This window comes from Nocardia sp. NPDC050713 (assembly GCF_040654315.1).
Classification (GTDB): Bacteria; Actinomycetota; Actinomycetes; order Mycobacteriales; family Mycobacteriaceae; genus Nocardia.
In genome coordinates, this window is record NZ_JBFAHS010000001.1 from 239,262 (window position 1) to 252,878 (window position 13,617).

General features: G+C 65.9%; 11 protein-coding genes. 10 read left to right on the forward strand and 1 reads right to left on the reverse strand.

The window, feature by feature from the left end; translation table 11 throughout:
* Positions 1-83 precede the first annotated feature (83 nt).
* The gene (locus AB0H49_RS01015; RefSeq protein ID WP_355000537.1) at positions 84-1,475 is read left to right on the forward strand and encodes a metallopeptidase; all 1,392 of its coding nucleotides are present in this window, start codon (positions 84-86) and stop codon (positions 1,473-1,475) included.
* 183 nt (positions 1,476-1,658) lie between these two features.
* Here AB0H49_RS01015 and AB0H49_RS01020 read toward each other — a convergent pair whose 3' ends face one another.
* A complete protein-coding gene (locus AB0H49_RS01020) occupies positions 1,659-2,969 on the reverse strand; it encodes an FHA domain-containing protein (protein WP_355000085.1) in 1,311 nt (436 codons plus the stop codon).
* 142 nt (positions 2,970-3,111) lie between these two features.
* Here AB0H49_RS01020 and AB0H49_RS01025 point away from each other — a divergent pair, with 142 nt between their 5' ends.
* From AB0H49_RS01025 to AB0H49_RS01065, 9 genes are all read left to right on the forward strand, one after another.
* Positions 3,112-4,317, forward strand: a complete 1,206-nt coding sequence (locus AB0H49_RS01025; RefSeq protein WP_357245770.1) for a hypothetical protein — start codon at positions 3,112-3,114, stop codon at positions 4,315-4,317.
* 101 nt (positions 4,318-4,418) lie between these two features.
* The gene (locus AB0H49_RS01030) at positions 4,419-5,660 is read left to right on the forward strand and encodes a hypothetical protein (RefSeq protein ID WP_357245773.1); all 1,242 of its coding nucleotides are present in this window, start codon (positions 4,419-4,421) and stop codon (positions 5,658-5,660) included.
* 2 nt (positions 5,661-5,662) lie between these two features.
* A complete protein-coding gene (locus AB0H49_RS01035; protein ID WP_357245776.1) occupies positions 5,663-6,850 on the forward strand; it encodes a hypothetical protein in 1,188 nt (395 codons plus the stop codon).
* A 106-nt stretch (positions 6,851-6,956) separates the two neighbouring features.
* Positions 6,957-8,162, forward strand: coding sequence for a hypothetical protein (locus AB0H49_RS01040; protein WP_357245779.1), 1,206 nt, complete (start codon positions 6,957-6,959; stop codon positions 8,160-8,162).
* A 7-nt stretch (positions 8,163-8,169) separates the two neighbouring features.
* The gene (locus AB0H49_RS01045) at positions 8,170-9,369 is read left to right on the forward strand and encodes a hypothetical protein (RefSeq protein WP_357245782.1); all 1,200 of its coding nucleotides are present in this window, start codon (positions 8,170-8,172) and stop codon (positions 9,367-9,369) included.
* 114 nt (positions 9,370-9,483) lie between these two features.
* The gene (locus AB0H49_RS01050; RefSeq protein WP_357245785.1) at positions 9,484-10,668 is read left to right on the forward strand and encodes a hypothetical protein; all 1,185 of its coding nucleotides are present in this window, start codon (positions 9,484-9,486) and stop codon (positions 10,666-10,668) included.
* Between the two features lie 165 nt (positions 10,669-10,833).
* Complete coding sequence (locus AB0H49_RS01055) at positions 10,834-12,486, forward strand: protein kinase (protein ID WP_357245788.1); 1,653 nt, start codon at positions 10,834-10,836, stop codon at positions 12,484-12,486.
* Between the two features lie 404 nt (positions 12,487-12,890).
* Positions 12,891-13,226, forward strand: coding sequence for a WXG100 family type VII secretion target (locus AB0H49_RS01060; RefSeq protein ID WP_067833119.1), 336 nt, complete (start codon positions 12,891-12,893; stop codon positions 13,224-13,226).
* Positions 13,227-13,260: 34 nt separating this feature from the next.
* The gene (locus AB0H49_RS01065; protein WP_357245791.1) at positions 13,261-13,551 is read left to right on the forward strand and encodes a WXG100 family type VII secretion target; all 291 of its coding nucleotides are present in this window, start codon (positions 13,261-13,263) and stop codon (positions 13,549-13,551) included.
* The last annotated feature ends 66 nt before the right edge of the window (positions 13,552-13,617 follow it).

Genomic DNA, 13,617 nt, shown 5'->3' on the forward strand with positions numbered 1-13,617 from the left:
GATGAGAACGATATACCGGCCGACTAGGGGGAGCTTTGCCGAAACTCCAAGCGACCGCTGTCATTACGGCTGTGCTGTGCGCGATGGCCCTGCTCGCGGGCTGTACTCGCGAGGTGGACGGCCGTGCGGTCTCGGTCTACGACGACCCGTTCCGGGTCGCCGGACTCCCTACCACGAGCGGCCCGAGCGGACCACGTCCCGGCGTCCCCGACACCGACCTCACCGCGTCCGGCGGCGACGGCGGCGAGATCGACACCCTGGCGCTCAACGCCATCGATGACATCCAGACCTACTGGGGCGCCGAGTACGGCAAGGAGTTCGACGGCGAGTTCGCGCCCGTCGATCGGCTCATCTCCTGGAGCGCCAAGGCGCCGCGCAACAACGCGCCCGAGTTCTGCAAGGAGACGACCTACCGTCTGGTGAACGCCGCCTTCTGCCGACTGGACAACTCCATCGGCTGGGACCGCTCGGTGCTGTTGCCCACCATGGCGGAAACTTTCGGCAAGATGGCCGTTGTGATGGTGCTCGCGCACGAGTACGGGCACGCCGTGCAGTCGCAGGCCAAGATCGTCGACCCGAAGGATCCGGTGATCGTCAAGGAGCAGCAGGCCGATTGCTTCGCGGGCGCGTTCATCCGTCACGTGGCGGAGGGCAAGTCGAAGCACTTCACCATCAATACCTCCGACGGTCTCAACACGGTGCTCGCCGCGACCGTCGCGATCCGCGACTCCGACCCCGACGATCCGGAGAGCGTGCACGGCTCGGCCTTCGAGCGGGTCACCGCGGTGCAGATCGGATTCACCGACGGCCCGAAGGCGTGCAAGGGCATCGACATCGACGAGATCAACCAGCGCCGCGGCGGCCTGCCGCAGACGCTGGGCGGCAGCACCGGCGAATACCCGATCGACAAGGAAAGCCTGATCGAGCTCACCAAGGCGCTCGCCGCGATCCTGCCCATCGAGGACAGCCCGACCTACAACTACAACGGGGCGCGGATCGACTGCCGCGACGGCACCACCACCGCGCCCGTCTCCTACTGTCCCGCCGAGAATCTCATCGCCACCGACATACCCGAGCTGGCCAAACGCGGCACGGCCGATATCGATGAGGACGACCCGCTGCCGCTGAAAGTCACCGGCGACTACAACGGCTACGTCGTCTTCATCGCGCGCTATACCCTCGCGGTCCAGCAAAGTCACGGCCAATCGCTGGTCGGCGCCAAGACCGGGCTGCGCGCCGCGTGTCTGGCGGGCGTGGTCACCGGCAAGCTCGCCGACCCGAATCGCCAACGCACCCAGGGCGATATCTCCCTCGCCGCGGGTGACCTGGACGAGGCGGTGTCGGGCCTGCTCACCGACGGTCTCGCGGCCAGCGACGCGCAGGGCAAGACGGTGCCGAGCGGGTTCGCCAGGGTCGACGCCTTCCGCGCTGGTGTGCTCAACGGCGAGAACACCTGCATGTCGCGGTACTCGTAGTGCCGCGTCCAGAATGGTCGGCGCCAATCGACCGAAGGCCACCTTCACCCCGCCAGACCGACTGACCTTCGTTCACCCGACCTGGGTGCCCAGGGTGGACCGATCGAGGGTGACCTTGATCGCGGTGGGGACGGTGACCTTTGGCCGGATTGGGTGTCCAACATGGTGGACCGGCACTGGGCGTCAGCCTCCGAACGGCGGCGGCGCGGCCGGTTCGAAACGCAGCACGCGGTTGCCGATCATCACCTCGGTGCCGGGCACCAGGATCATCGGCTGGTTGGGATTGAGGCGGACCCAGTCGCGGTAACCGGGCAACCGGGTGCGGGTGCCGTTGGTCGAGCCGCGGTCCACCACGGTCACGTCCCAGTTGATCAGCCGAATCTCCGCGTGCGCGCGGGACATTCCGCCGGAGTTGTCCTCGACCTTCAGCGGGATGAGACCGCGCTGCGCGGCCTCGGAGTGTTCGGGGTCGCGGCCGAGCACCGCGTCGGCGGCCAGCATGTAGGTCATGCCGTCGTCGAGGATCAGCATGCCGAGCGGCGGACGGACCACCTCGATCAGCGCCTGGGTCTGGTCCACCGGCATGCCGCAAACGGTGCAGAACGCCGCGCGCGGATCGCTGGGATGGGCTCGCGCGCACTTGAATCCCATCACCTTCACGGTCAGCGCGGTCGCCTTCGCGGTGGCCTCGAGGCGGCGTTGCAGATCGGGATCGGGTTGCGGGGCCGGGTTGGTGCCGCCGACCTGGGTGTCGGCCTCGTGCGGGTCGGAAACCGAGTCCAGCATCGAGGTCGACGCCTGCGTCGCCGTGAGTTGCGGCTCCCGATGCGGTTCGGGCCGGGGTTGCTGACGCGGCTCCGGATCGATCCGTGCCGTCGGCAGCGGCGCGACGGGCGTGCGGTGCTGCGGCGCTCGGTGTTCGGCTGGCTCGGGTCGGGCGACCGCGCGCGAACGAGCGCCGTCCGACCAGACGACCGCTCCTCCGGCCTGCGCGATTCCCTCTACCAGCCAGCCGATTCCGCGCTCGTGCGGCATTTCCGGAATCCGGCCGTTGGCGTCATCGATGAACAACGCGACACCGCGCGCCGGAACAGGCGCGACCCGGTCGACGGTGAACGCCGCGTCGCTGCCCCGGTACCGCTCGTCCCTGCCGTCCCCGGCGAGCACCGCGGTCACCGCGCCGTGCAAAAAGATCGCGACCCCGCCGTTCTCCGCCGCGGAAAGGATGCCGAAATCGATCGGCACGCCCGGGCTGATCTGCTCGGCGTGCTTCATGAGCCAGCGCGTCGCTTGCCGCGCGACCAGCGCGCCCGGGCCGTCCGGCTGTTGTTCGATGGCCGCCCTGACCAGTTCCGCGAGCGATTCGAGCGCGATGACGGCGGGCGAGTCCTCGGTCGGTTTGTCCCGTCCCCGATGCGCGACCACCAGCACCGCGCCCGCGACCCGGGCGACGGCGTGGTTTCCCGCGACGACCTCGACCTGCCGATCCTTCACCGGTATCGGCCTCCACCGGTGCTCTGGTCCAAGGGCGTCGCCATGGCACCCAGCGTATTGCAATCGGTGTCTGATCGGTCGCTCTGCCCGGCGTTCGTCGGTTATCTTCAAGGGCACGTACGGGAGGAACGAGGGGCCTGTCATGGTTCGGACTTCGCGCATCGCGATCTTGGCGGCGTGTGTGGCGGTAGCCGGTGCGTTGACCGGTTGCAGCAGCGTGGCGGGCACCGCGCTACCCGGTGAACTCGACGTCCGGAACCTGGAGGTCGGCACCTATCCGGTGGACAAGCATGCGTACGACCAGGATTCGAACGGCGACGGCGCGCTGCTGGAGGGTATGCGCATGTCCGAAGCCGTGGTGCCGACCGTGCGGATCGATCCGTCGCTCGTCTTCGGCCGCGGCAGCACCGTGCTCACCGACACCGAGGCGGCCCTCGACTTCGTCGCCAACGTCTCCAAGCCGGTGCTGGACAACCGGAAGATGGTGACCGGCTTCGCCGCAAGCGGTTCCGACAAGGCCGATCCGCCCGGCCAGACCCGACCCGCCGCCGACGCCACCGCGATCACCAACGTCGTGTTCCGCTTTCCGGACGAGGCCAGCGCCAAGCTCGCCGCCCGCGAACTCGAGGACGCCGACATCGGCGTCTCCGATCAGAACCGCAGGCTCGGCTCCACCAAATATCCCGACGCCTACCTCCATTGGCGCCCAGGCGTTCCCAGCATCGGCGCCTTCCTCGCCCACCGCGAATTCGTCATCTCGCTGTACGTGCAGCGGCCCCGCGCCGACAGCACCGACCTGGTGAACTGGGCGGACAAGACGTTCGCCGCCCAGGTGCCCGCGCTGGACAAGTTCCAGCCGACCCCGATCGCCCAGCTCGACACCCTGAAGGTCGACCCGGACGGTCTACTCGCCCGCGTCGCCGTCGCCGACCGCGGCGGGCACTCCCCCGATCCGGTCTCCTTCGCCATCTACAGCGGCAACCACGGCATCCACTCCTCCGACGACCAGGCTGTCACCGAGCGCCTCATCCAGGACACCGGCGTCGACAAGATCGCCATCGTGGACGCCAGTTCGGTGACCCGCACCCGTGACGGCGACGCCGCCCAAAAACTCGTCACCGGCCTGATCGAGACCGCGGGCGATCAGTTCGACCCGGCCAACGCCCCCAACGACGTCCCCGGCGCGAAATGCCTGCAGCTCAACAGCAAAGGCGACCCGGAGCGGGAGTACAAGTACCGCTGCTACGTGCCGTACAAGCGCTACGTCGGCGTGGTGACCAGCGACAAGGAGCCCGACGTGCGTCAGAAGGTCGCTGCGCAGTACGCGTTGCTGGCCAACAGTTTGTGATCGCGGCTGCGGACCGCATCCGACGTGGACGACGCCACGCCGACTCGACATTTCCGTGTGAAACCGACTGCCGCCGCAGGTATTCGATCGAAGGGAGAACTGTGCCGCGCCCCGCGTCGGGATTCCGGACACTGCCTTGCGCGGCCGCGGCTCTCGTCGTCCTCGCCAGCATGACCTCCGGCTGCGGCGCGCAGACGGTCGAAGGGCGCGGCGTGCCAGGCATGACTCCGGTCGACGTGGCAAGCATCGCCGTCGGCCCGTTCCCTTCCGCGCCCGTCGACTACGAGCCGAAGTTGGAGACCAAGAGCGACGTCTTCGCGATCGAGTCGCGGCGGTTGTTCGGCTATCTGATCGCGCCCTACGAAGTCGACCGCGAGATGGCCGCACTCGACACCACGCGTATCGTCGCCGCTCCCGGTTCGGCGTTCAGCGATTCTCTCGGCGTGCTGCCCGCCCAGTTCGAGCCGATCGCCGAACGCCACCGGCTGATCGCGGGCGTCGTCACCGTCCGCTCGAATCAGCAGCTGCGGGCCATGCGCAACCTGTCGATCGCGCTGCTGCGGTTTCCCTCCGACGAAGCGGCCCGCACCGCCGCAACCGAATTCGACCGCACGCTCGGTGAACTCATACCGAATCGGCATGCCCTCGCGATTCCGGGTCACCCGGATGCCGTGGCGTCGACCGCGAACGACCAGAAGGGCTACCTGTTCGCCACACGCGGGCCGATGGTGGTCATGGCCATGACCACGGTCCCCCAGCCCGATCCGAATGCCCTTGTGACACAGCTGCGAACGATGCTCGATCTACAGCTCGAACGATTGACCCGGTTCGTTCCGACACCGGTCGATCAGATCCTCGACTTACCCGCCAACCCGGACGGCATCATGCGACTCGCGCTACCGCCGCTACCGGTGAGCGGCGACGACACCGCCCGGCGCGTCCAGCCCGCTGGAATCTACGACGTCGCTGGACAACTGCATTTCGAGCCGCGCGCCGCCGAGTTGCAGGCCGTACTGGCGAGTGCGGGCGTCGATGTCGTCGCGCGCAACGACGCGACCGTCTACCGCACGCGCGATCTCGACTCGGCGTTCCGCCTCCAGCGCGCCCTCACCGAGCCGCGCGAAGACGAGCAACCCGTCGACAGTCCGCCCGGCATCGCCGATGCCCAGTGCTTGCAGCGCGACATGGACACCTTCGACCAGTACTACGAATACGTCTGCGTCCTCGTCCACGGCCGCTACGTCGCTGTCGTCGGCGCCGACGGCCTGCCCGGCGGGCTGTTCGATCCGAGCCTGTATCAGCGTGCGGCCGCGCAGTATTCGATCCTGGCGCGGGGTGCGTGATCGTGGCACGTTCCCGCATCGCATTCGCCTGTCTCACCGTCCTGCTCGCCCTTTCCACAGGATGCGGGTCCGAGCCCGCCGCGAGCGTAGACACGGCCGCCTTGAATCCGGGCAACTATCCGTCGACGCCCAGGGACCTGTCCGCGCTGCGCACCGCCGACGACGGAGCCGTCCGAGAATCCATCCGACTCGGCGGCATCGTCCCGCTGCCCATGGACCTCGACAGTCGACTCGTCCACGGCCGCACCAACTTCGCTGGACATCACTACACCTCCCGCAACCCACCGTTCCGAGGCAGCGGGATCAGCTATCTGGAGAACTTCTCCGAGCAGGTGCCCGGACTTGTCGCCGGATGGCACACCGGCGGTTCCCGCCGCGAAAATCGCAACTTCGGACTCGACATCAGCATCGCGCTACTGCGCTTCACCACGCCCGAACAGGCAACGCACGCCATGCACGTGCTGGCGGACAAGGGAATCGAGAAGTACCCGCCCAAGCAGATACTCGAAATCCCCGGATACCCCACCGGCCGCACCTACCTCAGCGCCCACGATTCGGTGCAGTCCTGGACCGCTCGCGGCGACTATCTGCTGTGGGCCTTCGTCTCCGACGGTCTCGCCACCCCGCCCGACCCGGCGCCGCTGCTCGCGATCACCAAAAAACTCTTCGACCGCCAGTTCGAGCTGTTGGACGGCTTCACCCCGACCCCGGTCGAAAAGCTCGCCGACACAACCGTCGACGACCTGCTCGCCCGCACCCTCGCGGCGGAACGCCCCGGCACCCTCGAGGACGTGACCGGCGTATACACGGTGCCCGCCGCTCTACACCTGAAAAACCGCCCCGACCTCACCCGCCGCGCCTTCGAGGACGCGGGCGTCGACCTGATCGCCTACGCGGGCACCCGCGTCTACCGCACGAGCGACTCCGCCGCGGCGGCCCGTCTCACCGCAGCCCTCGCCGCACAGATTCCGCCTGATTACGACTCCGTCGACAGCCCACCCGGCCTACCCAACGCCCGCTGCTTCCGCGAAGACCCTGGCCCACCGCAGAGCGCCCGCATCATCCTGGAACACCGCTGCTACTTCTCCCACGACCGCTACGTCGCCGAAGTCACCGCGAACCAACCGCAAGACCTCGCGCAGCGGGCGAGTGCCCAATACCTGCTGCTGGCACACGGTTCGGCGAGTTGACGTAGGATCCGGCGGGAAGTAAGCGATCGACGGGGGCGGAAATGCTGCGTGTTGGTGATGGGTGGAGTCGTGCGAGCCTCGCCGACATCCGGGGAAGGGGGGAAGCATGAGATTTCGAGGTGGTGCGGTCGCCGCGCTGACGGCTGCGGCGGTCGTGTGCGTCAGCTGTTCGTCCACTGTCGAGGGCAGCCCGGGGCCGGGCATGAGCCCGGTGAACGTCGCCGATCTGAAGACCGGGCCCTATAAGCCGGAGCCCACCGAGTACGAGCCGGATATCTCGAGTGCCAACGACATTCGAACGATCGAGGCTCGCCGGATGCTCAACTACATCGTGCATTCCTACGAAGTCGACCCCGAGATCGATCTACTCGGCGACATCGAGTTCTTCTGGAACGCCGAGTGGCTCGTCCAGTCGAATACGTTCCCGGAGAAATACAAACCCGCCGCGTTGAACAACAATTTGGTCGCCGGGGCCTACGTCTCGCGTATCAACGGTGACTTGCGAAGCCGGAAGAAGCTCATCATCTCGGCTCTGCGGTTCCCGACCGAGGCGGCGAGCAAGAAGGCCGCCGTCGAGTTCGACCAGATCACGAACGCGGACCCGGGACGTCATCCGGTACCGATCGACGGCCACCCCGGTGCACTGACCTCGTCCGCCGACGACATCACCGGGATCTCGTTCATCGCCCACGGTCCCTACGTCATCATGGTCAACGCGGGTGTGCCGCAGCCGAACCAAAGCGCGCTCGCCGATGCCATACGCCGAACCATCAGTTTGCAGATCACGCGTATCGATCAGATGAAATCGATACCGTTGGACGACCTTCTCGATATCCCCACCGACCCGGACAGCATCATGCGCCGGGCCCTTCCTGAAGCGCCGGACTACAGCGACCCCTTCAGCGGAGACCTCGACTTCGGAGCCTACGAACCCTCGGGGGAACTGCACTTCGAACGCAACCCCGCGGACGTGCGAAAAGCATTCGACGAGAGCGGTGTCGACCTGGTCGGACGCCGCGGCGGGATCGTCTACCGAACTCGCGATTTGGAAGCTGCCTTCCGGCTGCAAACGGCTCTGCTCGAACCGGGCAGAGACGACGAAGAGCTTCCACCACCGCCGGGACTTCCCGACGCACGATGCCTGCGCCTCGATAGTTCGGATGCCGTCCGGCTGTACGACGCGCTGTGCGGGGTGGTCTACGGACGATACGTTGCCGTGGTGGTCACCCGGATTCCGGTCACCTCGAGGTCCGCGACGCCGCTGTACCAGCGGGCCGCCGCTCAGTACGCGATCCTTGCGAAGAGTGAGTGAGTGCGCCATGAGAATTCGCTCCATACTGTGCGTCCTGGCCATCGCGCTTGTTACCTCCGCAGGTTGCGGCAGCGATCAGGAACCATCGAACACGTCGAAATATGATGTTTCCAAGCTAGATTCAGGAAACTATCCATCGACTCCGCGCGACCCGGAAAAAGCACGGACCAACAAGAGCGGACGTTTGCTCGAAGCGGCGCGTATCGGCGCCGCGGTGCCGTTGGCCGCGGACATCGATGGCAAGTTCGCGTTCAAGACGACGATCTACCTCGACCGCCGCCTTACCCCCGATCTCATCCCGCCCGATATCAACGGCATCAACAAGCCCGGCGAATTCAACAGCCTGGCACCCGGATTCGTGGCCGGCTGGTACACGCGCGGACAGCGTCGCCAAGGGATCGCGCTCGGCCGCGCACTCGATATGCACACCCTGCGATTCGAAACCGCCGATCAGGCGCGAGCGGCTGCGGACCGGATCGCCGACAGACTGGACGAGACCGCGCCCGGCGACCGAGTGGCCATCCCGGGATTTTCGAGCGCCCGAGGCAAGTGGTCACTCGAAAAGCGCCGCTTGGAAGCCTTGTTGGCCGAGGACACTTTGTTGTTGATGGTGCGTGTCGAGGATCCGGTCAGTGAACCCGCGGACCCCGCGCCACTCGCGGAGCTGGCGCAGCGCGCGTTCACCAAAATGCTCGACGGGTTGAAGAACTACACGCCGACGCCGCTGGAACAGCTCGACTCTCTTCCCATCGACGTCGACGGGATGCTGCGGCGCACGCTTCCGCTGGAAGACAAGAGCCAGTTCACCGCGGATACCGATCCCTCGATGGTGCTCACGAGGCAGGCATGGCTGCACGCTGCCTACCAGCCCAACCTCATGAAGGCGGCTTACGCCGACGCGGGCGTCGATCTCGTCGGCGTCTCCGGGGGCATCCTCTATCGCACCCGCGATTTCGCGAGTAGTGAACGATTGGTAGCCGCTCTCAACGGACAAGATTCCAGCAAGTACAAGGCGATCGACAGTCCGCCGAACATGCCGGGCGTCCAATGCTTCGACCGCCGAAATCCGAAGGACTCCAGCAGCCGGTACCCGGCGCAATGCTATTTCGCCTTTGACCGGTATGTCGCCGACATCAGCGGCGACAATCCGCAGCACGTGTACCAGCGCGTCGCCGCGCAGTACAAGATTTTGGCCGACGGGGAGTAGGGCAAGATGCGTGCAGATAGAGAACTCCACGGCGCCATGGCTCCCCACGAGAATTATCCGAGCGAAGGTGGCGGCGTGCTATTCGTCGTGAGATCAACGATTCTCCGAGCCGCCGTGGCCGTGCTGACATGCGGTGCCCTTGCCGTCGGTGTCGGCGCCTGCGGCTCCCAGGTGTCCGGCACACCTACTCGCGTGCAGGCCGACCTGTCGAAGCTCGACGTCGGCAACTACCAGACCGAGCCCAAAGCAATCGGCAACGCCAAGAACGAGCGGCAGGCAAGAGCCCGGGAGGCTCAGCGACTGGCCGACTACGTCGCGCTGCCCTTCGAGGCCGATCCGGCTTATGTCACCGACGCCTGGTTCGTCCGGCCGCACATCGTACTCAACCGAAAAGCGCTGGGCTCGTTGGTCATCAACGACACGTTCGACGACGTCGCCAAAGATCTCGTCGCCGGCTGGGTCAATTCCTGGTCCACCGGCGGGGACCCCGAAGCACCGCGCCGCACGATGAACATCGCGGTGCTCATGTTTCCGGACGCGAAGACCGCACAAACGGTGGGTCCAGCGCTCGAACACGACGACTTCACGTACAACCCGGATAACGAGCCCGTCCAGATCACGAAACATCCCGGCACCACGGCACACTGGCGTCCCACTGTGTCCTCGATCGGTTCCTGGACCGTGCACGACCGGTACGTCGTCTTCATCAAGGTCGAGGACAACACTCAGGCGCCCGATCTTCCCTCGCTCGTCGGCCATGTCGAACGCATGCTGGATGTCCAGATCCCACTGCTGTCGCAGTTCAAGCCAACACCCGCCGCCGAACTGTCGCGAATTCCGCTGGACCCGGAAGGACTACTCGGCCGGACACTGCCGAGCGATCCCGAGAAGCCGCAACGCGCCGAACCCGACGGTATCTACACCGGGCGGGGCACGCTCACGCTCATCGACGGCGGCACGGGTTTCCTCGATCGGCTGAAGATCGCCGAGGTGGATCTCGCGTCCTTCGGCGACAGCGTGGTGTTCCGCAGTCGTACCCGTAAGGGCGCCGATGCGCTGTGGGCGGACTGGCAGCCCTCGACGCGCCTGGAAGCGGGCGAGGCGCTGGTCGCATCGCCCACCGGAGTGGGTGATCGAGTCGAGTGCTACTCGGATATTCCCGAGGGGGGATCGACCGTGATCGGCACCAATATCTGCGTGCTCCAAGTCGACCGGTACACGGTGCAGGCCCACGGCAAACAACTGCAGGACCTGCATCAGAAGATCTCCGCGCAATACGCCCTGCTGACGCACAACTGAACGCGTGCCGAGCTGAAAACCACGTCATCGGCCGGACCGGGGCGCCGCGCATCGTCGCTACAGCGCCACCGAGGGTCGTGACGGGTTCGAAGGCCAGCACCATGCTTGCTAGATTTCTGCGGAAGGCTCGTGATCCGGGCGTTCGGCATCGTGGAGGAGGAACGAATGGCGTTGCGGCCCGGCGCAGTCGTGGGTGGGTACCGGGTGATTCAGACTCTCGGCGCCGGCGGCATGGGTACCGTCTACCTGGCGCAGAATCCCATCCTGCCCCGCCGTGACGCGCTGAAGGTACTGAGCGCCGAGCTCTCCACCGACGACGAATTCCGCGCCCGATTCGAACGAGAAGCGAATCTCGCTGCCGGGCTGGACCATCCCAATATCGTCGCCGTCTACAACCGCGGTGAGGAGAGCGGCCAGCTCTGGATCGCCATGCAGTATGTCGATGGGACCGATGCGGCCGAGGAGGCGAAGAAGGGGCCCTCGGTCATGACACCGCAACGCGCCCTGCGCATCATCTCCGAAGTCGGCAAGGGTCTCGATTACGCGCATCGGCGCGGATTGCTGCACCGCGACATCAAGCCTGCCAATTTCCTGCTTTCCGCCGCCGACGAGGGCGATGAGGAGCGGGTCCTGCTGACCGACTTCGGCGTGGCCAAATCCGCTGAGGACGGCCAAGATCTGACCGCGACAGGCAATTTCATGGCCACTGTCGCCTATGCCTCGCCGGAGCAGCTCGTCGGCGACAGGCTGGATCACCGCTCCGACATCTACAGCCTCGGCTGCGCGTTCTATCGACTGCTCACCGGCCAGAACCCGTATCCGTCGACAATGCCCGCCGTGGTCATGATGGGACATCTCCACGAGGCTCCGCCGAAATTGAGCGCCGCCCGCCCCGGTCTCCCATCCGCGCTCGACGGTGTCATCGAGAAGGTGCTGGCCAAAGATCCAGCACACCGCTACGCGACCTGCCGCGAATTCGTCCAAGCCGCCGAGGCCGCCCTCTTCGGCGCCCCGCAGTTCCGAGCGCCCGGTCCCGCGCATGTCACAGACCCGCGCGCTTACACGGCGCCTCACCCGACGCACAGCACAGACCCGCGCGCCTACACCGCGCCACACCCAACGCACAGCACAGACCCGCGAGCGTACACCGCGCCCGCAACCGCGATGCCGTCGTACCCAACCGAACCGCGGCCTCCGATGGCGCCTTTCGGACCGGGACCGGACGCGACGGATCAAAGCACGGTGGCGACCGCGCGGAACGGTCACCAGCCCGGAAGATCCCGCCTTCGCAAGATCCTCGTGCCTGGAATCGTCGCCTTGGTGGCGGCTATCGCCGTCGCGGCGGGCACCTTCTTCCTCACCAGGCCGGACGCAGGCGCCAGCGGCGATCAGCTGGCCGCGGTTCGCCAGGACAATCCCCAATTCAGCGGCAAGTCCGTGATCGCGTTCAACTACGGGGACGCCACCCTTTCCGCCACGCTGAACCCCAGCTCGCAGGCGCAATTTTTGCAGGACATCGGCTTCCGTTACAGCGACAAGTACAAGGCGGTAGGAGACGAGAAGTCCCCGCGCCCGTTGTCGGTGTCGGGATACTCGACAGACATCGATTCCGACGTGGTCATCGTGCTGCGCACGGACAGCGAGGCGGGCAACGGCGGACTCCGCGGTTTGCCGAGTGCCATCATGAACAGCAGGGCGAAGATCGTCGTCGTGGACGATCTCACGACGGTCCAGGCCTTCCAGGTGTGGACGGACCAGTCCTCCTCGGTCCTCGTCGACAAGATGGTCCCGATCATCGCGAAGACCGTCAACGGCTAGTCGATCTTCGCTGGTCATCCGGCCGTGCCACACTTGCTCGGACACGCGATATTTCGGCGTTCCGGTACCCGAGCCTGCTAGCGCTATCAGAACCCATTGGGTAGGGTGATCCCAGCCAGCCCACTCGCCGGTTCAGGTGGTACCGAGCAGGGGGAAGGAGGGGAGAGAGCGCTGGCGGCGACCGACGTGACGGCACCGCGGTCCGAGATGTCCGGGGGGATCTCATCAAGGCCCTCCGTCCACGGTGCGGCCAGTCGACAACGCGTGACGATGCGCAGGGAACGATCCACCAAAATTCTTTGCACAGGGTGGGAACCGATCGGACCTGGGGCGCGTCCAATCATATGAACAGGTCAGCTGGGCACCTGCAACGTTGACCAAGTACACACACAGGAGGAGCCGCAATGGCGGAAGCAGGCAATCTCGATGCTAGCCCCGAGCTGATCGCCCAGAAGGCGAAGGAGTTCCAGGAGCAGCACAGCAACCTGATGGCGGCCATCCGGACGCTGAAGGCCGACGAGGACGCCGTCACCAACGGCGCCAACTGGAAGGGCCAGGCCCGTGACGCGTTCAACGCCTTCATGGAGCGCTACTACTTCCAGGCCGACAAGCTGAACGACAAGCTGATGGAGACTTCGGAGAAGCTCATCAAGGCGGGTTCGTCGTTCGCCGATCAGGACACTGACTTCGCCTCGAAGGTTCAGGCTCAGGTTTCCAGCCTGGACCTGCCCGCGGTCTAATCGGCCAACACTCGGAAACAAAGGAGCCTGAATTATGTCGCAGCAAATCTCCGCTAATTTCGGCGGCGTCGAGGACGGTGCCCGCCAGATCATCAAGCGTGCCGAAGGCATTCGCGACGAGCTGGTGCAGTTCCACAAGAAGGTCGAAGAGTTCGTCACCACCAACTGGAAGGGTGCGACCAACGAGGCGTTCGCCGAGATGCAGCGCACCTGGGACAAGAACGTCGACCAGTTGAACACCACCCTGGTCGGAGCGGGTCAGCTCGTCAGCTCCGGTAACTCCGAGCTGCAGAGCACCGACTCCGCGCTCTCGAACCTCTTCTGAGTTCGACTCGATCGGTTCGAAGCGTTCGGGCCCCCAGCATTCTCGCTGGGGGCCCGAATTAGTTTG